Source organism: Providencia sp. Me31A (assembly GCF_050487165.1).
Taxonomy (GTDB): Bacteria; Pseudomonadota; Gammaproteobacteria; order Enterobacterales; family Enterobacteriaceae; genus Providencia.
The window spans coordinates 26238-50927 of record NZ_JBKQGZ010000030.1 but is presented as its reverse complement, the minus strand read 5'-3'; the positions used below and the strand labels follow the sequence as shown (position 1 = coordinate 50927).

Sequence of the window (24690 nt, the reverse complement as noted above, 5' to 3'; positions counted from 1 at the left end):
GGCAGGTGGTGAGTGTCTCCCATCACGGCGTTCAACCTCTTGCCGACAACAGTGGCGGTGAGGGCACCCAAATGAGTAACCAGCTTTCCTTTATTCCCAGCACCCAAGAGTGGCGTCCCCCTTATCGATATAAGCCTCTCGCCGATGGGGATGAAGTTGCTACAGTCGTGGGGCCGAAAGGGGAGGAAATCTACACTAATAGCAAAGGGGAAGTGACGGTCTATTTCCATTGGGATAGGCGCGGCGTACCTGACCATAGCGCTTCTTGCTGGGTGCCCGTGACGCATGGTTGGAGCGGAAGTGGCTATGGGTTTATGAGCATTCCCCATGTTGGGCAGCAGGTTTTAATCAGTTACCTGAATGGCGATATTGACCGCCCCGTGATTACGGGATGCATGTACAACGGGCGCAATGCCCCTCCGTTAGATTTACCCGCACAAAAAACACGTACCACCTTTAAAACGTGCACTCATAAAGGGGAAGGCTTTAACGAATTACGTTTCGAAGACCAAGCAGGGCAAGAAGAAGTGTACATTCATGCCCAGCGTGACATGAATGTACATATTCAACATGACAGCCATACCCATGTCCAACACGATGTCAAACAGCGCATTGACCAACACCGCTTTACTGACATTCAAGGGGATGAGCATCTTCACGTTAAGGGAACACACAAAGCCTTAATAGAAGGTGATATCTCTGAACAGGTGCTTGGCAGTTATCATCAGCAAATTAACGGAGCACTGGTGAGTGAAAGTGGTCAAGAGACCCACATCACCAGCCAAGGCAAAGTGGTGATTGATGCGGCAACGGAAATTACCTTAAAAGTGAGTGGCAGTTTTGTGCGGGTGACACCGGGCAATGTGTTTACCTCAGGTAATGTGGCGATTGGTGATAGTGCAGGGGGTTCAGGGCAAGCAGTTAATATTCAATTGCCGGATGGTGTTGACCCGTTTGCGACACCGCCTTATCCCATTAAACCGTATTGTGCCATGCAAGCCCAAGCGACAGGCAGTTGGGTGATTAAACCGAGTGGGGGGCATCAATGAGACTCACCCCTTGGACAACATGGTTAACGACATCGAATGCGGACCCCGTTTATTTACTGCTCAATACGTTAGCCACACCCAACCCGACAGATTTATTGTTTGCCAACGATTGGGTTGAACAGGCATTTCCTATTTACAATGGCACCTCACTGGCCCATTTAATCGGTCAGAGCCCGTGGCTTGTGCAATTAAAGCCGAGTGCGTATGCCCCATTGGGGCAACTGCTTGACCGTAAAGGCTTTAGTGATAACACATGGGGTTGGGCATATCGCAGTTCGCTGGATTGGCAGTACCAGTTACGGCATTGGCAAAACCGCCAATTGGTGGAGCTGAATGAAGAGCTCGTGGTGCTGCGATTAATGGATACGCGCATTGCGAATGTGCTTATTCCCAAAATGCGTGCGGTGGATTGGTCTGTGCTGATGACGCCTGTTCATGAAGTGATGCTGGAGACACCCAGTGACCCTGCTTTTTTTGAATCGCCTACCCGGCATAACCCTTTACCCATTCCTGAACTGCAAGCCCGTCAGTTCATCATGGGGGAACACTTGCAGACTGCGTGGGAAAACTCTGCACAGTTTATCGAGCTGTTAGCGGAAAACCTTGCGTGTGAATTGTGGGAAAATCACGCAGAAGCTGCTCTATCGCTCGACACACCGGAAAGTCAACTTCACCGACGTTTAGTGGATTGGTTACAGCTGCACCCCTCACTCGCGGGGGATATTCATACCCGTACCGCCACACAATTTACGGACTATGCCCAGCAACAAGGCTGGCTAACCACGACAACGGAGCCGTCATGAGTCAGAAAGTCGAATCGTGCATTATCTGTGAAAACTACCGATTTTGGTTAGAACTGCAATTGGTCGATGATAAAGGACAACCCTTAGCCAACGTGCCGTATACGCTCGCCGAGCGAGGTACAGGCCGTACGATGCAAGGCAGCAGCGACTCACAAGGCCTGATAAAAGCGGAAGGCTTAACGGCTCGCCCGTACACTCTGAGCCTTGAAGCACAACCCTTAGCGGATGCTCTCACTGCGATGTCACCGCCTGCTGCTATTCAAGGCAAAGAAAAAACGCTGAATGATTATTGCCGTGAACAGGGGGATCTACTGAGTGAAAATAACCGAGCCGGGGCTTTTAACTCCGATATTCCCTCCGCCGTTTACCGTATGACGGCGGGGCAAATTAACCGTTCAGTGCATTATCAACAACGCGATAACGGTTATCTTCTGTTCTTCCCCTACGACCATCGTCGTGTGATTGCGATTAAACGGATAGCAGAGCCGGTGTTTGCTAAATCGGTATTGCGTGGTGAGGGGAATACGGATGCGGGTGAACATCCTGAAATCAGTAACTACTTTGGTTCCACGGCTGTTTATCAAATGCAGCTTAGACCCATTCAATCTAAACAAGCAAAACCATCTGAATTTTCGATTGCATCTTTATTTGGTATTTCGACGGCTGAGGCTAACCCCTTTATACTCATCCCGTTAGCGACAATGTTCCTTCAGCAAATGGCGGTATCAGGCGGTGCCGTCCAGAGTCAAAATACATGGCAATCTTCGGATGAATTTTATGATGATGACTCAACATCTCGTGCATCACCTTCAATAAAAATGAACGTTTCTCCAACACTGTCAGCACTGAGTATCCTTATGAGTATGGGATATGCGGGGGTTTTTACACGTACAGAATCGAGTGACTCGAGTGATTTACTGACTTATGAGGATTTAAAAGAAAAGGCGCTCGCGAAGGGAACCGCAACCACACGAATACGTATGAGTATTGATGATGGTGGTCAAGTGGTCGGCTATCATACATCTACGGATAGTGGACAAGACCAAGTTCCTGTTAGGATGATGGATCTCGCGTCAGAAGCGGAGACTCAAAAAGTTCGTTCATTGGCGGCCTATCAAGCATCGGAAGGTTTGCGATATGCGGGTAGTACAGCAGAGGTGTACAAATTTATAACCGATGATGGAGAAGACGTTTTTATCAGTTATGCGAAAAACGGTAATTTTTTGGGCGTTCAATCCCAAATCCATGAGGGGGAAAGACAATTTCATACGGGGCATCCGCCGTCACCGCCTTTCGATATTAGACCGCATACGGGTGGCAACCAGCTCCCTGAACCTGTTGATATTACGTCAGCAGGAGGCTTTCCAATCAATGAGGAGCAGCCTCAGATATACATTACACCAGTACCGGATGCGAAAGATTTACGTGATTATATTTTAATTACGCCAACACCATCGATCCCTGCGATATATGTTTATATGCAAGTTAAAGGGAAAAGAACTAAGAATAGGCTACCAGAAGGTAAAAATGGAGATTTAGGCCCTAGTGATGATATATTAGAAAAAAGAAATCCAGAAACGAATGAATTAATTCAAGTAAGGAAATATGACTCAGAAGGTAAACCAGTAAAAGATATAGATTATGGTCATGACCATGGTGCAGGGGATCCACATGTCCATGAGTGGAAATACCCATCAAATTCTGCACCAAACAAAGTAAGGTTAGCAGGAAGACCACTTCAACCTGGAGAGACAATCAATGATTAATAACATTAATTTTCATGATGTAAGTATACATGGTATATTTTATATAGAAGAAGAGGAAACCCTTGAGTTATTTTTATCTAATAATAAAAAATTACAGTTTGAACAAGTTATACATTGGGATTTTTCGGAATTTGAAAAACAAAATATAATACTTGATATTAAGCAGTATCAAGAAATTCCTTTGTGGATTAAAGAAGATTTTGGAATCAAAGAGGCATCACTATTAAATAATTTGCTATGTTTTATAGACTCAAGTGTAGGCCTTTCTGGAATAGTAATATATAAAAATGCAAAATTATTAGAAGATGAAATTTCATAAATAACCACCAACACCCGTTAATATCATTAACGTGTGTCGGTTTTTTTATGGCTTTAGCCAGTTTAAGTCGCGTTAGCGTCTTAAACATAAAACCACCTGCTTTGCGGGTGGAGTCAAAGGGTTATACCAAGAAAAACACCTTTCCGTTACGATATAGATGTTCAAGCTAATATTCGTAACCTAAATAAGGAAAGGTGTTTATGGGCATTAAAGCACAAAGCTCAGCGCATACAAAGTGGCTGTGTAAATACCATATCGTCTTTTCGCCGAAATTCAGACGGAAAGTGATTTTTAATAATATTCGTTCAAGTGTGGGTGAGATTTTACGAGACCTTTGTAAGTATAAAGGTGTTGAAATAATCGAAGGGCATCTGATGCCAGATCATGTTCACATGCTAGTCAGTATTCCCCCAAAGCTAAGCGTTTCAAGCTTTATGGGATATTTGAAGGGTAAAAGTTCGTTGATGATCTTTGATAGACATGCGAATTTAAAATATAAATTTGGCAATAGGAAGTTTTGGTCAGAAGGCTACTATGTAAGTACGGTAGGGCTAAATGAAGCCACAATTCAGAAATATATCAGAGAGCAAGAAAAGTCAGATTTAATCTCAGATAAACTTAGTAGGAAAGAGCATACAGATCCCTTCAAGGGGTAGGCCAAAGTAGCAAAGACATTTAGCTTGAACGAAGAGAAAGCCGCGTCATTTAGGCGCAGTCAGTAATAAGCCCTTATAGGGCTAGAGCAAACCACCCGCTATGCGGGCTGTCTCTTGATCACAAGTCCTTTTCAAGAAACTGAGCGAGCTCATAACCTTCAAGGATGGTCTGCAATTTAAGCCACCCTTCCCAGAGCGTCTTAACTGACGCTCTTCCATTTCGCTTACTGTCTTTCCAACCTCCAAGCCTTGCAAGATGCTCATAAGCCCATTTTGCTGTTGGTATTTTTTCTGGAAGAGGTGTCTTTAACCTTTTAAGCCAAAGTAATTTCCATGCTTTCGGTGACAAGATTTTCTCATAGCTAATATCTTCAATTTGCTCATTTACAAACTTTAATTGGAATATCCTTACTGCTAAAAAAGCATAAATAGTCGCTAATCTATCTAAGTTATCTTTACTCTGCACTCGAAGCTCTTCAACGCCAGTTCCTTCGCTTTTCCAGACCTTGTGATATTCTTCAATCAACCAACGTTTTTCGTAATAATCAATAATTTTCAAAGCATCTTCTGTATTATTTACTGGCTCATTAGTTAAAATATGCCAATTAAGCATCTTCCCGTCATGACCAATTCCAGAGCACCCAACATAGTTGAGATAAATAGGAGTTCCTTTTCTGTTGGACGGGGCTTTTATCGTCACTGCTGCATATTTTACATCCAGAGTGACCTGACTCGCTTTACGACCTCCTCTTTGAGCTATCTGAATTTGACGTTGTTCTACACTTTGCAGCTCTGATGCAAAGTGATAAAGCTTATCTGAACCTTCTTCTATATGGCGGCTCATCATTGACCGCACAACAAAACGTTGTTGGTTCGCTATTTTATAAGTGAGATAATCGTAGATGTCGGCTTCACGATCACAAACCGATATCACATTAGCCATCGCGGTTCCTAGTCGGGCAGCCATATTACGTGATGCTCTTTCCCATTTATAACCTTCCTTTTCTTCGTAAGGGCGTTTTAAACCCTTACGGCGGATACCTCGGGTCTTGATATCTCTCGTCCATCTTTGTTGTTCAATTAATCCAATAACATCAAGTGTTTCAGGAGCAAACAGCAAAATACTATGAGCAAGTAAACCTCGATGACGATTACCTTGGTTCACATGTCCTAAATCTGATTGAATAGAGCGATGGTTGTAGCTTAAGGTGGTTGTATCTTCTATTGCGAGAAGTAGGGAATAGCGGTGAACCTGATTTACTGTCGCATTAAAACCGGCTTCACCAATATCCTCTGCGGATATGTTATCGTTCCTAATAAATCGGTAAGCTCCCTCCATGCAGGCCGGTGACGGAGACGATTTTACTACCGATTTACCTGGATGCTGAGCCAAGTCTGAGGCCATTTTTACAAGCCTAGCCGTTCTTCTTGGGTCTCCAAGTTTAGCATGTCCAAATTGTTCTTTAGCCCACTCATTACTACTTCCCATCATCTCAGAATCCTCAATTAAATCCGTTAAAGATCTGATCGTGAGCTAAGCATTTAGTTCAAAAAAGTCCCTCACATTATGTGAAGGACTTCTGTATAAAAGACAGCCCGCATAGCGGGTGGTTATGATTAAATTTTAAAAAATAGCTTGCAAAGATTAAATTTATTTTAATGACAGAGGTTCAATGAAAATAATCACTACAGTTATCCGCCTCCCCTAAAATAAGCCAGCCTATAGCTAATAAAGTGTCAATTTGTTATTTTTAAAGTGAAAGTGGTAAAGTTTTTAATGTTAAAGTAAAAAATGGTGTTTGGAGTAATGTTAAATAATTAATTAGGTGTTTATATGAAAGATAAATTTTCTTATGAAATAGAAAGTACTAGCATAGATAAATTTACACTTGTATTTATTTTGGGTGTTTTGACTGGGCTAAAGTCAAAAACACTATCTATAGATGAAGCTAATAATTTAATATTTAAACTTTATTACGTTAAGTTTTTTTCAGAGCATAAAGTATCCAAACATGTTACTGAAATAATTTCTAAAGGTTGTGAACTTGAGGATGTACTAGATCTTGCGCCAGAGAAATTTGATTTCAATATTAATGAATTACTTGATGAAACTACTCTTGAAATAGCTAAGTTAGAAAAATTTGAATACTCAAATATCAGATAAATGGTGCAATGATGCGAAGTATAGTAAACGGCAGAAAAATCATTTTAAAAAATGATACTACGAATACAGGAGGTAGTGTACTTACAGCTTCTTCTCTAGCCAAACAAACCCAAGGAGTCGCCTGTGTGGGAGACTCTGTTTATTGTCCTTCATGTAAAAAAACAGGCACTATCGTTGAAGGAGATATCTTAATGAACATTAATGGTATCCCTGTCGCATTAGAAGGTCATAAAGTCGCTTGTGGGTGTTCAGGTGGCTGTATACTTGTCGCAGTAGGTTAAATTATAGCGTGATATCAGTACTTAGGAAAAAATAAAGTCTAGGTAATGACCACCTTTACGAATATTCGCAAAGGTGGCTAAATGATATTATTCAGTTTAAATTGAGTTCTAACTAATCAATATAATCCGCATACCACGGCATCATTTATTTTCGCCTATAATGCACTCACTCTCATTCTGTTATCCTATCTACTAACTAGTATGATAAATATACCCTCCACCGTAAAAAATGCCCCCTTGTTCAAGGCAAACATCACGTCCATAGCGTTCATAGTCAAAGTAATGGGATAAATGACCCAGTTGTGATAAATCATAACAACCACTTTCTTCTATCCAGTAATAACCTAAATCATATTCATTATTGACCCCCGCTAATTGCTGGAAAGAATCTAAATTATCCGCTAAATGAATTAAATCATGAAGTGAACTCGCTGAAGCTCCGATTTCAATTGCCGCCTGATAAAGGTCAGTTTCATCAGGCGATAACATGGCTAATTGCGTGGCTAACTCGTTCAACTCATCTAAAAGGCTGTATTCTGAAATGTAGGAAGAAAGGCCATCAATTGAGGATTCATAGTCCGTCAAGAAATACTCTTCATAGTGAATACCATCAATACCAATACGGGCTAAACAGTGTTCGATCTCTTTTGAGGTTGCCGGAAGCTCAAGCCACTCACCAACCAGTTCGCCTTCGTTATATTTACCTAAATTCGTAATAAAAACAGAGATAATCCCCGATTTTAGGCATGGGGAAGCCGTCGCAGTTATGCGCATATTAATATCCTATTATTGATGTGTTACGTTTTAATAAATGAAGATATTTTGATAAAAGGATCTATTTCCTTTTAGAATACGATATTGATATAAAATCCCCATCAGCTGAAAACAGACAATCTGCTTTAAAAATGATTAATGACGTTTTAGAGCAGGATAATGAGTTGCCTTACAGTCCCGATAACATGTTATGCTTTCTATCATGATTTCATTTTGGGCGGGTTAAAACGAAAAAAGCCCCTGTCCAATAAACTAGGGTCAGTTCATCAGGACAGAGGCTCTTGCTTTGGTGGAATATGGGTTACAAACTAAAATGCATGATAATAAAACTGTGATCATGATTACGTTTTTAGGCATAAGCTATTTCGAAATCACTTTATTTTGGCTTTCCAAAGAATCAATATAATCCGCATACCACTGCATCATTTCACGTCTTCCTTCTAAATATTGCGCATGGTTATAGGTTCCTCGAATAGAGTTTTTATCCTTATGTGCCAGCTGTATTTCAATCCACGCTGAATTAAACCCTTTCTCATGCAAGATTGTACTCATCGTGTGGCGAAAACCATGCCCGGTTGCTTTACCATCATACCCAATTCGCTTTAAGACCATGTTGATACTGGCTTCACTCATTGGTTGATTGATATTGCAACGCCCCGGAAAAACCAGTTGATATTGGCCTGTAAAAGCATGTAGCTCTTTTAAGATTTCAAGCACTTGTTTGGAAAGAGGAACGGAATGCGGTCTACGCATCTTCATTCTTTCTTCGGGAATTAACCAGAGTGCATTATCAAAATCAAACTCACTCCAGTGAGCAGCCCTTAGCTCAATCGTTCTCACTCCTGTTAGTAACAGCAGTTTAGTGGCTAAACGGGTAATAGGACTGCCTGTATATTCCGAAAGCTTCTGCAAGAGCTCAGGAAGCTCTTGAGCGGTAAGGTGAGGGAAGTGTTTTGTTTTTGGTGCTTTAAGCGTTCCCGTGAGCTCAGCGGCTGGATTTACCGTTGCACGTCCTGTTGCAATCGCATAACGAAAAATCTGATTACAGAATTGCCTAACCTTACGCATTTTTTCTAAAGCACCACGCTTTTCAATCATCCGTAAGATCTCCAACATTTCTAAAGGTAGGATCTCGGCAATAGGACGTTTAGCTAAATAAGGAAAGATATCTTTATCTAAAGCATCAAGAACACTTTCTGCATAGCTTTCGGACCATTCTGACGATTTATGGGAGTGCCATTCGATGGCGATCGCTTTAAACGTATTTTCTACGGTGATCTTTTTCGCAAGTTTCTCTAACTTCTTTTGTTCAGCCGGATCGTTACCTTCAGCTAATAGCTTTCTGGCTTCATCTCGTTTAACTCGTGCATCAGCAAGAGAAACATCAGGGTAAACACCAATCGATAATTTTTTCTCTTTACCAGCGAAGCGATATTTCATTCGCCAGTAACGAGCACCATTGGGTTTAACCAGAAGGTAAAGTCCACGCTCATCAGAGAGCTTATACTCTTTGTCTTTAGGTTTGGCAGTCTGTATCTGCCGGGCGCTGAGTGCCATAATGGGGGCCCCTAAATTACATTGAACACGATGAGCCCCCAAAAAAGCCCCCAACAGACACTTGATTTAGGTTGAGTCGTGTTGAGTTCGGTGGAGTTCGATGAGTGATAATACAAGGTAATTCAATGAATATAAAGGAGTTTACTTGACTTGAGGAGACCACTGTAGAAGTGAAAGTGGTGCCCGGACTCGGAATCGAACCAAGGACACGGGGATTTTCAATCCCCTGCTCTACCGACTGAGCTATCCGGGCAACGGAACGTATTAAACCTGATTCCATCCGTTGAGTCAAGGTGCATTATTAAAAGTTTCAACTGTATGCGCTTTTTTTCAACATGTTAGCTAATTTTTAAGCGAAATCACATGAAAAAACTAAGGTTAATGAAAAACGCCAATCTTACCTATGGCTCAAACTGGCATTTTTTCTGTTAGCGTAAGTATTTTTTCTGCGCATTATTTACTTTAATAAGGTAATTACGTGACTCCGCAGCTGGGTGCTTAGTGGATAACGTTTCATACACTTCACCGGGCTCTAAATTATTAATTCGTTGAGCAGCTTGCTTTTTATCATTATGGAAGACACGTAATACGCTACCTGCGCCACCGTTATAGGCCGTTATCACCGCATAGCGGCGTGAAGTACTGTTGCGGATATCCCCTAAATAGTTATTTTGTAAGATGGCTAAGTAAGCAGTACCTGTATCGATATTTTTTTCAGGATCAAATAAATAACTGCGACTTGGAACACCTGACTTCCCTTGTGAACGGAAAACGTCTTTACCTGCCGTATTTGGCATTATTTGCATCAAACCAAGGGCATCTGAACGGCTAACTGCATAAGGGTTGAAACTTGATTCTATTTGCATAATTGCAAGGATCAATGATTCATCAACGCCGTATTTTGCCGCGGATTTTTTGATATATGGTAAATATTTATGGGCACGTTTATCTAAATGGTTAGGAACCAATTGCATCGTTACCGACCAAACAATATTCATACCAGACTGGCGGCGCTGAATTTTATTCTCAACCAGATAATCAGCAAACTTTGTGGCTCGCCACTCCCAGCGAATGGCTTCCCCTGTATTATCTAAGACTTGCCCAAATAAAAATGGTTCTTTGCTGTAGGGGATATCATTGATATCGGAATAAAGGTTAATAGAATTTGGGTCATCACCCATCAATAAGGTGGTGATAATTGCTTTTTTTAAGTGTTGTGAAGGTTCAATGGCTGAAATGGTTTCAACAGTGATAGTCCCTGCATCAAAGTTAATATGGCTGCGGGTCTGATATTCATCCGTATATTTCACGTAGTCTTTTGGGCCTGCAATTAAGACTTCTTTAATCCCCCAAATGTTTTCAATATTGTGGGCAAATTGCCCCATCAAAATATCGAACCCATTGGTATCTTTGACATAATCAGGATTAAAGTCAGTTTTTTGATTGCTAGAACAAGAAATAATTAGAGGGATCAACACACTCAGTACAAATAGTTTTTTCATACCATCCACAGTCTTGAGGCAATAGTCTACCTACAAGGTAGGTAGACAAACAGATTATTTTTCAGGGGTATAGCCGTCAATATGAATATCATGACCTTCAAACAAGAATTTAACCATTTCTTGTTCTAACATTTTACGGTCATCAGGATTCATTGTGTTGAGCTTCTTTTCATTAATTAGCATGGTTTGTTTGGTCATCCATTGGCTCCATGCTTCTTTTGAAATCTCATTAAAAATACGCTTCCCTAACTCACCTGGGTAAAGCTGAAAATCTTGCCCATCTGCATCACGTTGTAAGAATGTACAAAAAATGGTTCTACTCATTAATTTTTCCTCAAATATCAGGTAGTAAGGCGAGCTGTTTTAATAAACTTTCAACTGGGGCTGCAAGGCCAATAGTTGCGCCTAGGTGTAAGTTATACCAGAGTCCTTTGTCTTCATCCATGACAGAATTAAATGCCTTAATATTAACTTTTACAGGGATAATGTCTAAATGAAAATGGCTAAAAGTGTGGCGAAAGGCAATTAATTGCTCTGGTTGGCCATATTGAAGACCTGATTGGCTCAACCATCCATTAAGTTGTTGTTGTGATTCAAATTGTGGGAAGGCAAACAACCCTCCCCAAATACCCGATGGCGGGCGCTGTTCTAACCACACACTATCATTATGTTGCATAATTAAAAACCAAGCACTTTTCTCTGGGATTTTTTGCTTTGGTTTTTTCCCTGGGTATTCCTGCCATGAATGATTGGCATAGGCAATACAACCAAAATTAAGCGGGCAAAGCTCACATTTAGGCTTGCTGCGGGTACAAACCATGGCACCTAAGTCCATCATGGCTTGGTTAAAATATTCAACCCCTTCTTTTGGGGTGACATCGGTGCTGATTTCCCAAAGACGGTTTTCAACCTCTTTTTTGCCCGGCCAACCATCAACCGCATAGGCACGCGCTAATACCCGTTTGACGTTACCATCTAAAATGGGGTAATGCTGCTTTTGCGATAGGGATAAGATTGCACCGGCTGTCGAACGACCAACACCGGGGAGCGCCAATACTTCATCAAATGTTGTTGGAAATTGACCATGGTATTGGCTGGCAATCACTTGTGCAGCTTTATGTAAGTTTCGAGCACGGGCGTAATAGCCAAGGCCAGTCCATAGGTGCAGAACCTCGTCAAGTGGGGCATTAGCAAGGGCGTTTACATCCGCAAAACGGGCAATAAATTTCTCAAAATAAGGGATAACTGTACTAACTTGGGTTTGCTGTAGCATGACTTCTGACAACCAAACATGGTAGGACGACTTTTCTTGCTGCCACGGCAAGGTCTTACGTCCATATTTATGGTACCAGTCGAGCACTGCTCGTGAAAATTGTTGTGCTTCCATTGATAATATTATTTTTATCGATATTTCAGTAATGGTAGGAATTGCAACATAGACGAAGAAGTCTGTAAACGCTTATTGTGTTGTTTAGTGTAAAGTTAGCCAATTATCAACTGCATCCTTGTGGAAGTTTTGCTAAACTCCTATTCCTTACATACTTAGGCTGTTAGGCAAGCTTAAATACGACGTTGTATAACTTGATTGTTGGCACATTAACTTAATTGGGCAACTATTTTTTAGAACCTTTATTATGATCAATAATGTTATCTCCCCCGAATATAATGAAGAAGGGCGGGTTATGCGCCGTGTCCGTAGTTTTGTCCGCCGTCAAGGGCGTCTGACAAAACGTCAGGAAGACGCATTAGAAAAAGAATGGGCTGAAATGGGGATTGATTTTACTAATGAACCCTTTGATTTCCCGAAAGTATTCAATAACTCAAATCCAGTCACTCTGGAGATTGGGTTTGGTATGGGCGCCTCATTGGTGACGATGGCGTCACAAAATGCAGATAAAAACTTTTTAGGTATTGAAGTTCATGCTCCGGGAGTAGGTGCATGTTTAGCATCGGCAAAAGAAGAAAATGCCACCAACCTTCGGGTGATGTGCCATGATGCGATTGAAGTTTTAGACTGCATGATCCCAGATGGTAGCCTATCGATGGTTCAGCTATTTTTCCCTGACCCATGGCATAAAGCTAAGCACAACAAGCGTCGTATTGTGCAAGTCCCATTTGCAGAAAAGATCCGTAGCAAATTAGCGATCGGCGGTGTGTTCCACATGGCGACAGATTGGGAGCCTTATGCAGAGCACATGCTTGAAGTGATGACCAGTGTCGAGGGTTATAAAAACTTATCATCATCAGGTGATTATGTTCCTCGTCCAGAAACAAGACCTGAAACAAAGTTTGAAAAGCGCGGCCAGCGGTTAGGGCACGGTGTATGGGATTTAATGTTTGAGAGGATCAAATAATGGCTAAACAACCACGTAGTCGTCGTTTACGTAAAAAAATGCGTTTGGATGAATTCCAAGAGTTAGGTTTTACGGTTAAATGGAGCTTTAAAGAAGGTACACCGATTGAGGAAGTCGATAGCACCGTTGACCAACTAATTGCAGAAGCGATTGAGCCAAATGGTTTAGCGTTTGAAGCGAGTGGCTATATGAACTGGGAAGGTATCGTTTGCCTGCAAAAAATTGGCAAATGTACTGAAGAACACCGCCAAATCGTTGAAAGCTGGTTAAAATCAAAAGGGATGAACGACGTTGTTGTTTCTGAACTGTTTGATGTTTGGTGGGAATAATCGATGTCTATTTATTGTCATAAATAGACAGAGTTTCTCAGCGGTTTGAAGAGGCATCCAAAATATTGGGTGCCTTTATTTTCTGGAGTCAAAATTTTGAGCGCCATGTTTTCTAACCAGCTACTCAATGACATTCTAGACCAAGTTCGGCCATTAATCGGCCAAGGTAACGTCGCAAACTATATTCCCGCTTTAGGGGCTGTATCTCCTCACCACTTAGGTATTGCGGTATCGACAATTGATGGTGAAATATTTACCGCAGGTGACGCCTACCGACGGTTTTCAATTCAATCGATCTCTAAGGTATTGAGCTTAACCCTTGCAATGACACGCTATGAAGAAGATGAGATATGGCGTCGCGTTGGCAAAGAGCCATCTGGTTTACCTTTTAATTCATTAATTCAGATTGAAATGGAAAAAGGGATACCCCGTAACCCGTTTATTAATGCGGGAGCTATTGTGATCACCGATATGCTGCAATCACGATTAAGTGCGCCCAAACAACGCATGCTGGAGTTTGTCCGAAAGTTAGCGTGTGAGCCAGATATCAGCTATGACACGGCGGTTGCCTACTCAGAAATGGAACATGCAAGCCGTAATGCCGCTATTGCTTATCTAATGAAATCTTTTGGTAATTTTGAAAATGACGTTTTAACGGTTCTCGAAACTTATTTTCATTATTGCTCTCTAAGTATGAACTGTGTTGAATTAGTAAGATGTTTTTCTTACTTAACATCGCAAGGAGTATCATCTTGCTCTATTGACCCTATCATCACACCTCTACAATCGAGGCAAATTAATGCATTGATGATGACTTGTGGTATGTATGATGGCTCTGGAGAATTTGCATTTCGCATAGGAATGCCCGGTAAGTCTGGTGTCGGTGGTGGCATCATTTGTGTTGTACCAAACCAATTTACCGTTGCGGTTTGGTCACCTGAACTCGATTCGGCAGGGAACTCTTTGGCCGGTTGTGCGGCTTTAGAGCTATTAACAAAACGAATTGGGCGTTCTGTTTTCTGATCTCGTTGATTAGAATAACGTTTTACTAGGAGATTTTATGTTACGCCGTACATTAATTGCATTTTCACTCCTCGCCTGTGCGACAAGCCAAGCGGCAGATTATAACTGTTCTGTTACGCCAAAAGATGACATCCTAATGACACCTGACAACGTTCAAGTCATTGGTAGAAGTGGTGACTTAAAAATTACACCCAGTGGCGAGATCACGTTTAATGGTAAAAATATTGCTGCAACAGAAGCCCAAAAACAACAAGCTATCCGCTATCAAACTGCCATCCGTAATGACCTGCCTTGGATCAAACAAGAATCAGAAAAAAAACTCGCTGATTCAAGAGTAACGATGGACAAAATGGTTGTTAAGGTGATCGGAAGTGATAGTAATATCCGTAACAGATTGACTAAGCTAGAAAAAGAATTAAATGGGCAAATTAATCAGATTATTGAAACGCGCCCTAACGGCTATGTATTCCACCATGAAGCAATGAAAACTGTTGAAGTAAAAGGACGGCAACTGATCAATGAAAGTCTTGGTGGGATTTTACAAGATAGCATCAATGAAATGGGGCGCAAGCAGTTGCTATCAGGTGGTGATGCAAGTAAAGCACTACAAGGTATGTTAGGTAATTTAGGGGGCTTACAGCAAGAACTTGAATCCGAATGGAAAAACCAAGAAAAGAGTTTTCAACAGTTTGGCCAACAGGTTTGTTCTAAAGTCACCTCAATAGAGCAGCAACGAGTTTCACTACTTAACTCAATAAAAAATAACTAATTGATTTATAGATATAAACAGTAATGCGTCTAGGCGTATTACTGTTTATATAAGATTATGTAAATTCAGTTTAATAAATGTGATATTAGCACCAATAATGGGAATGAAAATGAAATTGATTCTTATTTGATTGACATATAAGTCACTCACTTTACAATGCTGGTTTGGCTTAATGAATCAATTGGGATCACTTAAATGAAAAAATTCATTCCTGCTGTACTTGTTTCTGTATTGTCGTTCTCTGCTCCTTTCGCGCTTAGCGCTGAAACCTCTGCATTTACACCGAATGCAATTACTGCGCAAAGTGCTGAGAAAGTCACTATCAAGCATCTCTCAGGTGAAACCGAAGTTGCTAAAAAACCGCAAAAAGTGGTTCTATTTGATTTTGGCGTATATGACTCTATGCAAAAATTAGGCTTAGGCGATAAAGTCGTTGCATTACCAACGGCAAATGCACCCGCCTATATCAAAGGCAGCATTCCTACATCCATGGAAAACGCGGGGGGAATGAAACAACCAGACTTAGCCAAAATTGAACAATTAAAACCTGATCTTATTGTGATTACAGGTCGCCAAGGCAAATCTTATGAAGCATTATCAAAAATTGCTCCTACCATCAATTTAGGTTCTGATAGCAAACACTATATTGATTCAGTGAAAGCTAATCTAGCTGTAATAGGTGAGCTGTATGGCAATCAAAAGGCCGTTGATGAGCAATTAGTGGCACTCGATAAAACTATTGCAGACGCTCAGAAAAAAGCGGCTGATTCTAATAAAAAAGTTTTAGTGTTAATGCATAATGATGGCAAATTAATTCCAAATAACCAGTCTGTCGTTTATGACGTGGTAAAAGCACAGCGCGCACAATTGCCTATTGATGAAAATGCAGACAAATCAAAGCGTCGTGTTGTTGATACTAAAACTATTGCTCAGGCAAATCCTGATGTGATCTTAATTGTTGACCGTAGTGAAGCTATCCGTGCAGGGAAATTGGATAAAGCCGTTTTTGAAGATAGCAATATCCAAGAAACAAAAGCTTATAAAGACGGCAAAATTACCTATTTACAATCTGACCTGTGGTACTTGTCAGGTGGTGGTTTAGTGAGCTTAACAGAGCAAATTAATGCGGTTGTTAAGGCGCTTTAATGGATATCTGTCGTTGTCTGCTTGGCAACGGCAATATGTATGATCGCTATTGTTATTTTTACGTGTTATTCGTGTCGAATTTTTATCTCTAATAAAAAGCCAGCTTTTATGGAAATCTCCATTTAAGCTGGCTTTCATTCAATCAACCTATTGTTAATTCATGAAATTTTTTAGCTTAAAGGGATTACTCTTCACCTAAAAATAGCTCTAGTAACGAATTGAGAAATAGCTTTCCATGCTCTGTAATTTGCCACTCCTCATCTGTCTCTGTGATATAACCTTTTACTAAGGCTTCATCAATAGCAGGCCTGACGGTAGATTCAGGTAGCCCTGTGTATTGTGTGAATTCTTGACGAGGCATGGCTTCGAGTAAGCGAAAACGGTTCATGAAGTATTCAAATGGCTTATCTTCAGAATTCACATCATAAGACTGATGGATATAACGGCCTTCCATATAGCCTCGTGGATGTTTGGTTTTTACTGTGCGCTGAATTCGTCCATCTGCAAATGTCATTTTGCCGTGAGCTCCACAGCCAATGCCTAGGTAATCACCAAATCGCCAATAGTTGAGGTTGTGTTCACATTGATACCCCGGTTTGGCATAGGCAGAGGTTTCATATTGCTGATAACCTGCGGCACTTAGCAACTTATGGCCTTCGCTATAAATATCCCACAAGGTATCATCATCAGGCAGAGTCGGAGGACGTGACCCAAATTGGGTATTGGGCTCAATAGTCAATTGATACCAAGACAAATGAGGGGGAGCCAGTTCAATGGCTTGGCGCAGGTCAGATAACCCTTCATCGCGGGTTTGAGCAGGAAGTCCATGCATTAAATCGAGGTTAAAGCTTCTCAAATTCAAGCTGGTGGCTAACTGTGCAGCACGTTTGGCCTCATCTGGCCCATGAATGCGGCCTAGCGTAATGAGTTTATCGTTGCCAAAGCTTTGTACACCAATGGAGATACGGTTGATCCCCGCAGCTTGATAGCCAGCAAAGCGCTCAGCCTCAACAGTACCGGGGTTTGCCTCCATAGTGATTTCTGCTGCGGGATCTAATTGAATACGATGACGTACACCGTCCATCAACGCTTGCATGGACTCTGCGCTCAGTAAACTCGGCGTTCCACCACCAATAAAAATAGTTTTGACTGTGCGAGAGCTAACCCGTTGAGCATCAACGTCGAGATCTGCTAGCAGGTGTTCTACATATTCTCTTTGGGGGATCTCCCCCTTAAGCGTATGTGAATTGAAATCGCAATAGGGGCACTTCTGTACACACCAAGGAATATGGATATATAAACTTAATGGCGGCAGTTTATGCATTCTTGAGTGTATCCAACATCATTGCAAGCGCCTTACCACGATGGGAAACGGCTTGTTTTTCTGCTTTGGTTAACTCCGCAGAAGTACACCCTAGCTCAGGTATATAGAAAATAGGGTCATAACCAAAACCCCCTTGGCCTTTGCGTTCACGAGTGATCACGCCATGCCAACGTCCATGAAATACCAATGGTGTCGGATCTTGGGCATGGCGCATATACACGAGAACACAGTTAAATTGCGCCTGACGTTGGTCATCAGGCACATTCTCCATAGCACTCAGTAACTTAAGCAGATTTTGTTCATCACTGGCATCTTCCCCTGCATAACGTGCGGAATAGATACCCGGAGCACCGCCAAGCGCATCAACGGAAATCCCTGAATCATCAGCAATAGCAGGTAGTCCTGTTTGTTCCGCGGCATGGCGTGCCTTTAGGATCGCATTTTCAATGAAGGTTAACCCTGTTTCTTCTGCGGACTCAACGCCTAATGAGGTCTGAGCCACAATATCCATGCCAAAATCACGTAGCAGGTCGGATAACTCATTGACTTTTCCGGGGTTACCGGTAGCTAAAACAACTTTTTGCATTATCAAAAACTCGTGTTACATGATACCAATGGAATACATCATTGCCGTGAGTGAAGGGTCAATCCATAAGGATATATCCACACGTAAATAATTCAGCGCAATTAAGATAAACATGACTATCATAGCTGAAAAATCTAACCCCCCCATGGCTGGGATGATGCGACGGATTGGAGCCATTAATGGTTCGGTTAATTGGTAGAGTAAGTAATCAACAGGGTTACGCCCTTGGCTGACCCAACTCAAAATAGCGCGGATCAAAATCATCCAGAAGATGAGTTTACCGGTATAGGTTAATAATAAAATAACGCCCATAGGCAGGATGGTAACGCCTAAAATTGGCAGTAAATTAGTGGCCCACATACCAAAAACAATAGCCGCTAATGCCAACACAAATGCCACAACGACAGATGCGGTATCTATGGCACCCATGGCAGGGATCACGCGACGCAGTGGAGCAACAATAGGTTGAGTTGCTTTAACAACAAATTTCGAAAATGGGTTATAAAAATCAGCACGTACCCATTGCATCCAAACACGCAGTAATAAAACAAAAATATAGAGTTGGATCAGTGTAGTAACAACAAAAACTAAAGTCTGCATGGTAAATTCCGCGATTAAATTAAAAAAGTTTTTCCATTTCTTCGGCTCTATCAATTGCTCTTTGCATTGCATTAGCAACGGTTTGCGGAAGATTTTCATTATAAAATTGCTCTAAAGCCATCGCGGTGGTCCCGCCTTTAGAGGTCACTTGCTCACGTAATATTGCGAAAGTAGTGTCGTTTTGTGATTTTGCTAACGCGACAGAGCCCTCTATCGCATTGAGAACTAATTCACGGGCTTGCTCTGCATCATAGCCAAGCTGCTCCGCTTTTTGCTGCATGGATTCCATAAATAGGAACAAATATGCAGGCGAGCTTCCTGTAATCGCAATAATGTTATTGATTTCTTGCTCTTGCTTGCACCAAATGGTTGAGCCAACACTTTGCATTAATTGCTGCGTAAACTGCTTATCTTCCTCGGTAACTTTGCCTTGGGCGAATAACCCGCTGACGCCTTTACCCACTAATGAAGGGGTATTTGGCATAATACGCACGAGGTTTAATTGATGGGCAAAGTAATCGTTATAGCGTTCAGCTGGTATTCCTGCTGCAATAGTGAGCACCAACTTTTTATCAAAATCTGTGGCATTTTGTAATGGCTCGCATACCTCCTTCATCATCTGAGGTTTTACCGCTAGCACAATGACCTCGGCGGCTTTCACTGAGGCAAGGTTATTATCGCTGCTAATTATACCATATTGCTGAGCCAGTTTGCTGCGGCGCACAGGCGTTGGAGAACACACGGTTATCATTGATGCAGGATAACCATGGCTAACTAATCCTGCAATAATGGCATGAGCCATATTTCCTGCACCAATGAAGGCTATTTTACGATGTTGCATCTTGTTCTCCTTATTTATTGGTGATACTGGCGAGCGCCAAAAATGGCCGTTCCTATACGAACCAGTGTCGAACCACAGTGAATAGCGGCTCGCATATCATCAGTCATACCCATAGAAAGGGTATCCACTGTTGGGTAAATGGCTTGTAACTGCTTGAATGCTTTATCCATTTGGCGAAATGCAGCACATTGACGTTCATAATCTGCTTCAGGGGCAGGAATTGTCATCAAACCGCGTAATACGAGGTTTGGCATATCAACCAATTGAGCTGCAAGATCAGCAACTTCTTCTAATGTAATACCAGACTTACTATTTTCGTCACTGATATTAATTTGGATAAGAACATTTAATGGGGCTTTACCCTGAGGGCGTTGATCATTCAAGCGTTGAGCAATTTTAGCTCTATCAAGAGTATGGAACCAATCAAAGTATTCAGCCACTAAGCGGCTTTTATTTGACTGTAATGGGCCGATAAAGTGCCAAACGAGATCATTTCTATCAGAAAAATATTGAATTTTTTCAACGCCTTCTTGAACATAGTTCTCACCAAACTGGCGCTGACCAGCTTCTATTGCCTCTAAAATAGCATCACATGGTTTGGTTTTACTGACAGCCAGCAGGGTAATGTCTTGTGGTGAACGTTGACACTCAACTGCGGCATTATGAATACGCGCTGTCACATCAGAGATATTATTTTGAATGGTCATTATTTTATTCAATATGGTTATATTCAATACTGTTTAATTCATGCCATGCATGAACGGCGACGGTTGGCTATAGTGTAAAGCAAATTGCGTCAGAACGGCACCTTTGCATGAGATGATTACAAAAAAATACTGTTTTATACAGATAAGTAACGCATATTCTTAACAATATCGCTATTACTCAGTATCGTACCTGTTTTTTGGTGATGGGAAAGGCGTTAATACCATACTGTCTCTTTGCACTTAAAAACAATTTTTTTGTTATTTATTATAGGATTAAGCCTGTGTCGACCCTCTAGTGACAACTTTTAAGGGAACGAATTCTTTTTCTATGATTTGTGGATTATTTGATATTTTTTCTAATAGCATTTTGATAGCAACTTTCCCTATATATTGAGTCGGAATTTGTACCGTTGATAATTCTGGGTTTAAGTAGCGGCAAAGATCTGTATCATTGAACCCTATTACTGCCACATCGTGAGGAATATGAATGTTCAGGTGTTTGGCAGCCCGATAGATAGCGCCTGCTAAAATGTCGTCATCACAAAAAACAATGTCTGGTTTTTGCATCAGTAATATTTCTGCATTCTTAGTTGATTGTGTAAGATTGAATGATGAATACACGATATACTTGGATTTTTCTGGATTTTCTAATAAATTGAATTGTTGATCAAACAAGTCATGTCGCGTTAAAAAGTGTTGTCTTGGAAGGTCAGTTCTAAAAAAACCCACTCTGAATCGTTTCATTTTACTTGCAATATAAAATGTAGATTCGATCACATTTTTTACCTCTAGACAAATATCGTTGTTTTTTTCGTCATCGGACTCGATAAATATCAGTTTTTCTCGGTAATATCTTAATAATTCTATGTTTTTTTTATCACATGAGTAAATTATACCGCCACTAATAAGCTTACTTTGAAACAATGACATTAGATGCTCATGCCATTGTTTATTGGCATAGCTATCTAAAAGAATCAAAGAATAACCTAATTTAGTTGCGAAAATTTCTGCTGCATGAACAACTTTGGCAAAATAAGGTTGTTGAATGTCTGGGACAATAAAGGCAATCGTTTTTGAACTTCCACTACGTAAAACTTGCGCGTTAATATTGGGATGATAACCAAGCTTTTTTGCAACGCTAAGAATTTTTTCACGCGTTTTATCCGACACTCTACCTTGATAACGACCACTGAATACGAGAGATACAGTTGATTGTGATACATTTGCTAAACGAGCCACATCTTTACTATTAACCGTAGACATTTTCTCTCCAACAATAAAAACATAATCAATTGATAAACAGTAATATCTTCTTATACCAAAAGGTAATGACTGAATGTATTAATATTAAAGGATAAAAACTATTTAAGCCTACTAATTTACTAGTATTCCTCAATGATATGATCACCATCAAGTCATACGTATAACCTATTGTGAAGTACATCACTTTATTTTTACGAATTAGCGGGTACATTGATTGAATATAATAAGTGTTTATGGGATAGACTGTGATTAATTCAAGTTAAGGCCTTTTTAAGTGAAATACCTCGGCTCCCATAATAAAAAAATATATTTACATATTATTTCGTGAGGTAAAAAGACTATCATGAGTATAATCACACGATTAAAAATAGTTTCATTTTTACAGTTTTTCATATGGGGCTCTTGGTTAGTTACTTTTGCGTCATATATGCTAAATACTCTTCATTTTAAAGGTGCGGATGTAGGGTTGATATTTAGCACATTAGGAATAGCCTCATTATGTTCGCCTATTTTAATTGGTCTAATAGCAGATAAAATCAACAATAGAAAATTAGTCTATGTCACAATTCATTTGATATCAGCATTTTTTCTCATTCTAATGGCTCATAGTTCTTCATTTAGTTTGCTTTTTATAATGACCTTGCTTCATCTTTTGTTTTATATGCCAACAATGTCGATATGCAATAGTATAATTTTTGAAGCCATTGGTAAGGAAAAATTAAATTCAGAAGAATATTTCCCTAAAATTAGAGTGTACGGGACGGTTGGTTTTATATCCGCAATGTGGATAATTAGTTTATTAAAATTAGAAATGAGCTATTATCAGTTATATATTGCCGCAATTGCTTCTGTGGTTTTAAGTATTTATTCTATTGTTTTCATATCAATAAATAAACATAATGAATCTGTAATAGATGATCCCCATGCTTTTCAATTTAGCGATTTAAAAGTTCTATTTAGAAAATCTCAAGTAGTTGTTTTTCTGTTTTTTTCTATGCTCTTAGGATCTGTTTTGCAGATCACAAATACATTAGGTGTGCCTTTTTTACAAGATCTTGCTGAATTACCTGAAGCCCAAAATTCAATTTTCTCAGCGTACCCAACAATATTCTTATCAATATCCCAATTTTCTGAGGTGTTTTTTATATTACTACTCCCATTGCTATTAAAGTACATAAAAATAGAGAAAATTTTATTACTAAGTATGATTGCATGGATATTACGATTTGGATTATTTGCGTATGGTGATTTTACATATATAGGAACCATAGCGTTATTTCTCTCCATGATAATTTATGGGTGTGCATTTGACTTTTTTAACATATCAGGTTCTTTATTTTTGGAAAAAGAAATAGCCCCTGAGTTTCGCTCTACCGCACAAGGTGTATTTACTACATTGGTTAATGGTTTTGGTACTTTTTTAGGTGCAATACTTAGTGGTTGGGTATTAGACCTTAATACAACAAATGGTATTGTTGATTGGAAAATGTTCTGGATTATATTCACAAGCTATACGATTGTATTCACACTAGCTTATGTGGTCTATCTGATTTTTACAAAAAACAATGTCAAAAAAGTTCATGTTTAATAAAAATGTAAATATTTTGAGGTATATATTATGTTAGATGTTGAGCAATACTCTGTTCAAGATATGAGTCTGGCAGAACTTGGAATGAAGCGAATCAACTGGGCAAAAACACATATGCCTATCATGAAAAGTTTAATAAAAAGACTTGAACAGGAACAGCCTTTTAAAGGGATGACTATTGGTATTTGTTTGCATGTTGAAGCGAAAACAGGTGTATGGCTTGAAGCCTTAACAAAAGGTGGCGCAAGAATTGCCATTACAGGCTCCCCTGGTTCTACACAGGATGAAACAGCAGCTGCATTGGTTAAATATATGAATGTCAGTGTTTTTGCGAAAAGAAATGAGTCATTTGAGGATCATATTACCTATTGTAAAAAGGTATTAGAAATGAACCCATGCATCATCGCTGATAATGGAGCTGATTTACATGAACTGATCCTGACTGACCCTAAATTTAAGTCATTACAAAAAACAATTATTGGTGCAACAGAAGAAACAACAACTGGTGCAAATCGTTTAAGAGAAAACTTTGATTCTCAACTTTGGCCAACACTGATTATTAATGATACTCAGTCTAAGCGAATTATAGAAAATAGATATGGGGTGGGTTCATCAGTTGTCGAAAGTATTGCACATGCGACAAATGTGATGATACACGGTAAAAAGGTTGTTGTTATCGGATATGGATATTGTGGTTCAGGTGTAGCGCAGCGCTTCAGAGGAATGGGAGCCCATGTAACGGTTGTTGATACAAACCCACTGACTCGGTTGGAGGCTCATTTAGAAGGTTTTCAGACTGCGGAGCTTTTAGATACTTTGCATGATGCTGATTTTGTTATCAGTGTAGTGGGGCGAGATAACATACTGACCACGGAGCATTTTACAGCAATGAAAGATAATGTCATTGTGGCAAATGCAGGGCACTTTCAACGTGAAGTTGATATAAAAGCACTGAATTCCATTACATCTAGTTGCGAAGACGTCACGCCTAATATCAATAAACACCAACTTAAAACAGGTAAAAATATATTTTTAATGTCTGATGCTAATCTAGTTAATTTATCCGCCGGTAATGGTAATCCTATTGAAGTTATGGATTTAGGATTGGCGCTACAAACATTAAGTTTAGAAAAAATAGCTCTTAGTAGCCAAACATTAAAAAATATCCCACAACCAGTTCCCTTTGATATAGAAATGAAAGTGGCACAACTTGCCTGTGATAATTGGATCACACATTAATTTGAGTCAAGATCTACTGATTTAATAAATTCTCACATTAACTGTAAAAG

The 24690-nt window shown here is 40.2% G+C and carries 26 protein-coding genes and 1 tRNA gene; 14 read left to right on the top strand and 13 right to left on the bottom strand.

What is annotated here, in order from left to right; translation table 11 throughout:
* From ACLPIE_RS19960 to tnpA, 5 genes are all read left to right on the top strand, one after another.
* Nucleotides 1–1049 (top strand): type VI secretion system Vgr family protein (locus tag ACLPIE_RS19960; RefSeq protein WP_430263470.1); only part of this gene is annotated, 1049 nt, incomplete at its 5' end.
* Nucleotides 1046–1852, top strand: coding sequence for a DUF4123 domain-containing protein (locus ACLPIE_RS19955; protein WP_430263469.1), 807 nt, complete (start codon nucleotides 1046–1048; stop codon nucleotides 1850–1852). The genes ACLPIE_RS19960 and ACLPIE_RS19955, both read left to right, overlap by 4 nt.
* On the top strand, nucleotides 1849–3618 hold the full coding sequence (locus tag ACLPIE_RS19950; protein ID WP_430263468.1) for an S-type pyocin domain-containing protein: 1770 nt from the start codon (nucleotides 1849–1851) through the stop codon (nucleotides 3616–3618). Before ACLPIE_RS19955 ends, ACLPIE_RS19950 begins: the two co-directional genes overlap by 4 nt.
* Nucleotides 3611–3937, top strand: coding sequence for a hypothetical protein (locus ACLPIE_RS19945; RefSeq protein WP_430263467.1), 327 nt, complete (start codon nucleotides 3611–3613; stop codon nucleotides 3935–3937). Before ACLPIE_RS19950 ends, ACLPIE_RS19945 begins: the two co-directional genes overlap by 8 nt.
* A gap of 200 nt (nucleotides 3938–4137) precedes the next feature.
* A complete protein-coding gene (gene tnpA, locus ACLPIE_RS19940) occupies nucleotides 4138–4593 on the top strand; it encodes an IS200/IS605 family transposase (RefSeq protein WP_430263466.1) in 456 nt (151 codons plus the stop codon).
* Between the two features lie 118 nt (nucleotides 4594–4711).
* On the opposite strand, the gene ACLPIE_RS19935 is transcribed toward tnpA, so the two are convergent.
* On the bottom strand, nucleotides 4712–6085 hold the full coding sequence (locus ACLPIE_RS19935; RefSeq protein WP_430263465.1) for an IS4 family transposase: 1374 nt from the start codon (nucleotides 6083–6085) through the stop codon (nucleotides 4712–4714).
* A 342-nt stretch (nucleotides 6086–6427) separates the two neighbouring features.
* On the opposite strand from ACLPIE_RS19935, the gene ACLPIE_RS19930 reads away from it, so the two are divergent.
* Nucleotides 6428–6757 (top strand): DUF3969 family protein, encoded by a 330-nt coding sequence (locus ACLPIE_RS19930; RefSeq protein WP_430263464.1) that lies wholly within the window; start codon nucleotides 6428–6430, stop codon nucleotides 6755–6757.
* A gap of 11 nt (nucleotides 6758–6768) precedes the next feature.
* Nucleotides 6769–7038, top strand: coding sequence for a PAAR domain-containing protein (locus tag ACLPIE_RS19925; protein ID WP_430263463.1), 270 nt, complete (start codon nucleotides 6769–6771; stop codon nucleotides 7036–7038).
* 192 nt (nucleotides 7039–7230) lie between these two features.
* Here ACLPIE_RS19925 and ACLPIE_RS19920 read toward each other — a convergent pair whose 3' ends face one another.
* From ACLPIE_RS19920 to mutY, 6 genes are all read right to left on the bottom strand, one after another.
* Nucleotides 7231–7812: an antirestriction protein ArdA gene (locus tag ACLPIE_RS19920; RefSeq protein WP_430263462.1), complete on the bottom strand. Its 582-nt coding sequence runs from the start codon at nucleotides 7810–7812 to the stop codon at nucleotides 7231–7233.
* 360 nt (nucleotides 7813–8172) lie between these two features.
* Nucleotides 8173–9369 carry a tyrosine-type recombinase/integrase gene (locus tag ACLPIE_RS19915; protein ID WP_430263461.1) on the bottom strand — a complete coding sequence of 399 codons (1197 nt, stop codon included), beginning with the start codon at nucleotides 9367–9369 and terminating at the stop codon, nucleotides 8173–8175.
* A gap of 177 nt (nucleotides 9370–9546) precedes the next feature.
* Nucleotides 9547–9622 (bottom strand) — tRNA-Phe (locus tag ACLPIE_RS19910).
* A 175-nt stretch (nucleotides 9623–9797) separates the two neighbouring features.
* Entirely contained in the window at nucleotides 9798–10871 is a 1074-nt protein-coding gene (gene mltC / locus ACLPIE_RS19905) for a membrane-bound lytic murein transglycosylase MltC (RefSeq protein ID WP_430263460.1), read from the bottom strand.
* Nucleotides 10872–10925: 54 nt separating this feature from the next.
* The gene (locus ACLPIE_RS19900; protein ID WP_206084721.1) at nucleotides 10926–11195 is read right to left on the bottom strand and encodes an oxidative damage protection protein; all 270 of its coding nucleotides are present in this window, start codon (nucleotides 11193–11195) and stop codon (nucleotides 10926–10928) included.
* 10 nt (nucleotides 11196–11205) lie between these two features.
* Nucleotides 11206–12258, bottom strand: coding sequence for an A/G-specific adenine glycosylase (gene mutY, locus ACLPIE_RS19895; protein ID WP_430263459.1), 1053 nt, complete (start codon nucleotides 12256–12258; stop codon nucleotides 11206–11208).
* Between the two features lie 247 nt (nucleotides 12259–12505).
* Here mutY and trmB point away from each other — a divergent pair, with 247 nt between their 5' ends.
* The 5 genes from trmB to ACLPIE_RS19870 all read left to right on the top strand — a co-directional run bounded on the left by trmB (nucleotide 12506) and on the right by ACLPIE_RS19870 (nucleotide 16492).
* Nucleotides 12506–13225, top strand: a complete 720-nt coding sequence (gene trmB / locus ACLPIE_RS19890) for a tRNA (guanosine(46)-N7)-methyltransferase TrmB (RefSeq protein WP_430263458.1) — start codon at nucleotides 12506–12508, stop codon at nucleotides 13223–13225.
* Complete coding sequence (locus ACLPIE_RS19885) at nucleotides 13225–13554, top strand: YggL family protein (protein ID WP_430263457.1); 330 nt, start codon at nucleotides 13225–13227, stop codon at nucleotides 13552–13554. The genes trmB and ACLPIE_RS19885 overlap by 1 nt, the downstream gene beginning before the upstream one ends.
* 96 nt (nucleotides 13555–13650) lie before the next feature.
* Nucleotides 13651–14577 (top strand): glutaminase B, encoded by a 927-nt coding sequence (gene glsB, locus ACLPIE_RS19880; RefSeq protein ID WP_430263456.1) that lies wholly within the window; start codon nucleotides 13651–13653, stop codon nucleotides 14575–14577.
* A gap of 37 nt (nucleotides 14578–14614) precedes the next feature.
* Nucleotides 14615–15346 (top strand): DUF2884 family protein, encoded by a 732-nt coding sequence (locus ACLPIE_RS19875; RefSeq protein ID WP_430263455.1) that lies wholly within the window; start codon nucleotides 14615–14617, stop codon nucleotides 15344–15346.
* A gap of 195 nt (nucleotides 15347–15541) precedes the next feature.
* On the top strand, nucleotides 15542–16492 hold the full coding sequence (locus tag ACLPIE_RS19870) for a siderophore ABC transporter substrate-binding protein (RefSeq protein WP_430263454.1): 951 nt from the start codon (nucleotides 15542–15544) through the stop codon (nucleotides 16490–16492).
* Between the two features lie 184 nt (nucleotides 16493–16676).
* Here ACLPIE_RS19870 and hemW read toward each other — a convergent pair whose 3' ends face one another.
* The 6 genes from hemW to ACLPIE_RS19840 form a co-directional block, all read right to left on the bottom strand.
* Nucleotides 16677–17816, bottom strand: coding sequence for a radical SAM family heme chaperone HemW (hemW, locus tag ACLPIE_RS19865; protein ID WP_430263453.1), 1140 nt, complete (start codon nucleotides 17814–17816; stop codon nucleotides 16677–16679).
* On the bottom strand, nucleotides 17809–18402 hold the full coding sequence (locus tag ACLPIE_RS19860) for an XTP/dITP diphosphatase (protein ID WP_430263452.1): 594 nt from the start codon (nucleotides 18400–18402) through the stop codon (nucleotides 17809–17811). Before ACLPIE_RS19860 ends, hemW begins: the two co-directional genes overlap by 8 nt.
* Before the next feature lie 15 nt (nucleotides 18403–18417).
* Nucleotides 18418–19002 (bottom strand): YggT family protein, encoded by a 585-nt coding sequence (locus ACLPIE_RS19855; protein WP_430263451.1) that lies wholly within the window; start codon nucleotides 19000–19002, stop codon nucleotides 18418–18420.
* Between the two features lie 19 nt (nucleotides 19003–19021).
* On the bottom strand, nucleotides 19022–19843 hold the full coding sequence (gene proC, locus ACLPIE_RS19850) for a pyrroline-5-carboxylate reductase (protein ID WP_430263450.1): 822 nt from the start codon (nucleotides 19841–19843) through the stop codon (nucleotides 19022–19024).
* A 14-nt stretch (nucleotides 19844–19857) separates the two neighbouring features.
* Nucleotides 19858–20550, bottom strand: coding sequence for a YggS family pyridoxal phosphate-dependent enzyme (locus ACLPIE_RS19845; protein ID WP_430263449.1), 693 nt, complete (start codon nucleotides 20548–20550; stop codon nucleotides 19858–19860).
* Nucleotides 20551–20823: 273 nt separating this feature from the next.
* Nucleotides 20824–21813 carry a LacI family DNA-binding transcriptional regulator gene (locus ACLPIE_RS19840; protein ID WP_430263448.1) on the bottom strand — a complete coding sequence of 330 codons (990 nt, stop codon included), beginning with the start codon at nucleotides 21811–21813 and terminating at the stop codon, nucleotides 20824–20826.
* A 343-nt stretch (nucleotides 21814–22156) separates the two neighbouring features.
* Here ACLPIE_RS19840 and ACLPIE_RS19835 point away from each other — a divergent pair, with 343 nt between their 5' ends.
* Nucleotides 22157–23401 (top strand): MFS transporter, encoded by a 1245-nt coding sequence (locus ACLPIE_RS19835; protein WP_430263447.1) that lies wholly within the window; start codon nucleotides 22157–22159, stop codon nucleotides 23399–23401.
* Nucleotides 23402–23431: 30 nt separating this feature from the next.
* A complete protein-coding gene (locus ACLPIE_RS19830) occupies nucleotides 23432–24640 on the top strand; it encodes an adenosylhomocysteinase (protein WP_430263446.1) in 1209 nt (402 codons plus the stop codon).
* Nucleotides 24641–24690 lie beyond the last annotated feature (50 nt).

Bases quoted from the DNA above. Each gene is read 5' to 3' on its own strand.
- ACLPIE_RS19930 (WP_430263464.1), top strand. From the start codon at position 6,428: ATGAAAGATAAATTTTCTTATGAAATAGAAAGTACTAGCATAGATAAA.
- ACLPIE_RS19835 (WP_430263447.1), top strand. From the start codon at position 22,157: ATGAGTATAATCACACGATTAAAAATAGTTTCATTTTTACAGTTTTTC.
- ACLPIE_RS19840 (WP_430263448.1), bottom strand. From the start codon at position 21,813: ATGTCTACGGTTAATAGTAAAGATGTGGCTCGTTTAGCAAATGTATCA.
- ACLPIE_RS19955 (WP_430263469.1), top strand. From the start codon at position 1,046: ATGAGACTCACCCCTTGGACAACATGGTTAACGACATCGAATGCGGAC.
- ACLPIE_RS19920 (WP_430263462.1), bottom strand. From the start codon at position 7,812: ATGCGCATAACTGCGACGGCTTCCCCATGCCTAAAATCGGGGATTATC.
- ACLPIE_RS19915 (WP_430263461.1), bottom strand. From the start codon at position 9,369: ATGGCACTCAGCGCCCGGCAGATACAGACTGCCAAACCTAAAGACAAA.
- ACLPIE_RS19950 (WP_430263468.1), top strand. From the start codon at position 1,849: ATGAGTCAGAAAGTCGAATCGTGCATTATCTGTGAAAACTACCGATTT.
- ACLPIE_RS19945 (WP_430263467.1), top strand. From the start codon at position 3,611: ATGATTAATAACATTAATTTTCATGATGTAAGTATACATGGTATATTT.
- mltC (WP_430263460.1), bottom strand. From the start codon at position 10,871: ATGAAAAAACTATTTGTACTGAGTGTGTTGATCCCTCTAATTATTTCT.
- hemW (WP_430263453.1), bottom strand. From the start codon at position 17,816: ATGCATAAACTGCCGCCATTAAGTTTATATATCCATATTCCTTGGTGT.
- mutY (WP_430263459.1), bottom strand. From the start codon at position 12,258: ATGGAAGCACAACAATTTTCACGAGCAGTGCTCGACTGGTACCATAAA.
- tnpA (WP_430263466.1), top strand. From the start codon at position 4,138: ATGGGCATTAAAGCACAAAGCTCAGCGCATACAAAGTGGCTGTGTAAA.
- ACLPIE_RS19845 (WP_430263449.1), bottom strand. From the start codon at position 20,550: ATGACCATTCAAAATAATATCTCTGATGTGACAGCGCGTATTCATAAT.
- ACLPIE_RS19870 (WP_430263454.1), top strand. From the start codon at position 15,542: ATGAAAAAATTCATTCCTGCTGTACTTGTTTCTGTATTGTCGTTCTCT.
- ACLPIE_RS19875 (WP_430263455.1), top strand. From the start codon at position 14,615: ATGTTACGCCGTACATTAATTGCATTTTCACTCCTCGCCTGTGCGACA.
- ACLPIE_RS19885 (WP_430263457.1), top strand. From the start codon at position 13,225: ATGGCTAAACAACCACGTAGTCGTCGTTTACGTAAAAAAATGCGTTTG.
- proC (WP_430263450.1), bottom strand. From the start codon at position 19,843: ATGCAACATCGTAAAATAGCCTTCATTGGTGCAGGAAATATGGCTCAT.
- ACLPIE_RS19830 (WP_430263446.1), top strand. From the start codon at position 23,432: ATGTTAGATGTTGAGCAATACTCTGTTCAAGATATGAGTCTGGCAGAA.
- ACLPIE_RS19925 (WP_430263463.1), top strand. From the start codon at position 6,769: ATGCGAAGTATAGTAAACGGCAGAAAAATCATTTTAAAAAATGATACT.
- trmB (WP_430263458.1), top strand. From the start codon at position 12,506: ATGATCAATAATGTTATCTCCCCCGAATATAATGAAGAAGGGCGGGTT.
- ACLPIE_RS19860 (WP_430263452.1), bottom strand. From the start codon at position 18,402: ATGCAAAAAGTTGTTTTAGCTACCGGTAACCCCGGAAAAGTCAATGAG.
- ACLPIE_RS19935 (WP_430263465.1), bottom strand. From the start codon at position 6,085: ATGATGGGAAGTAGTAATGAGTGGGCTAAAGAACAATTTGGACATGCT.
- ACLPIE_RS19855 (WP_430263451.1), bottom strand. From the start codon at position 19,002: ATGCAGACTTTAGTTTTTGTTGTTACTACACTGATCCAACTCTATATT.
- ACLPIE_RS19900 (WP_206084721.1), bottom strand. From the start codon at position 11,195: ATGAGTAGAACCATTTTTTGTACATTCTTACAACGTGATGCAGATGGG.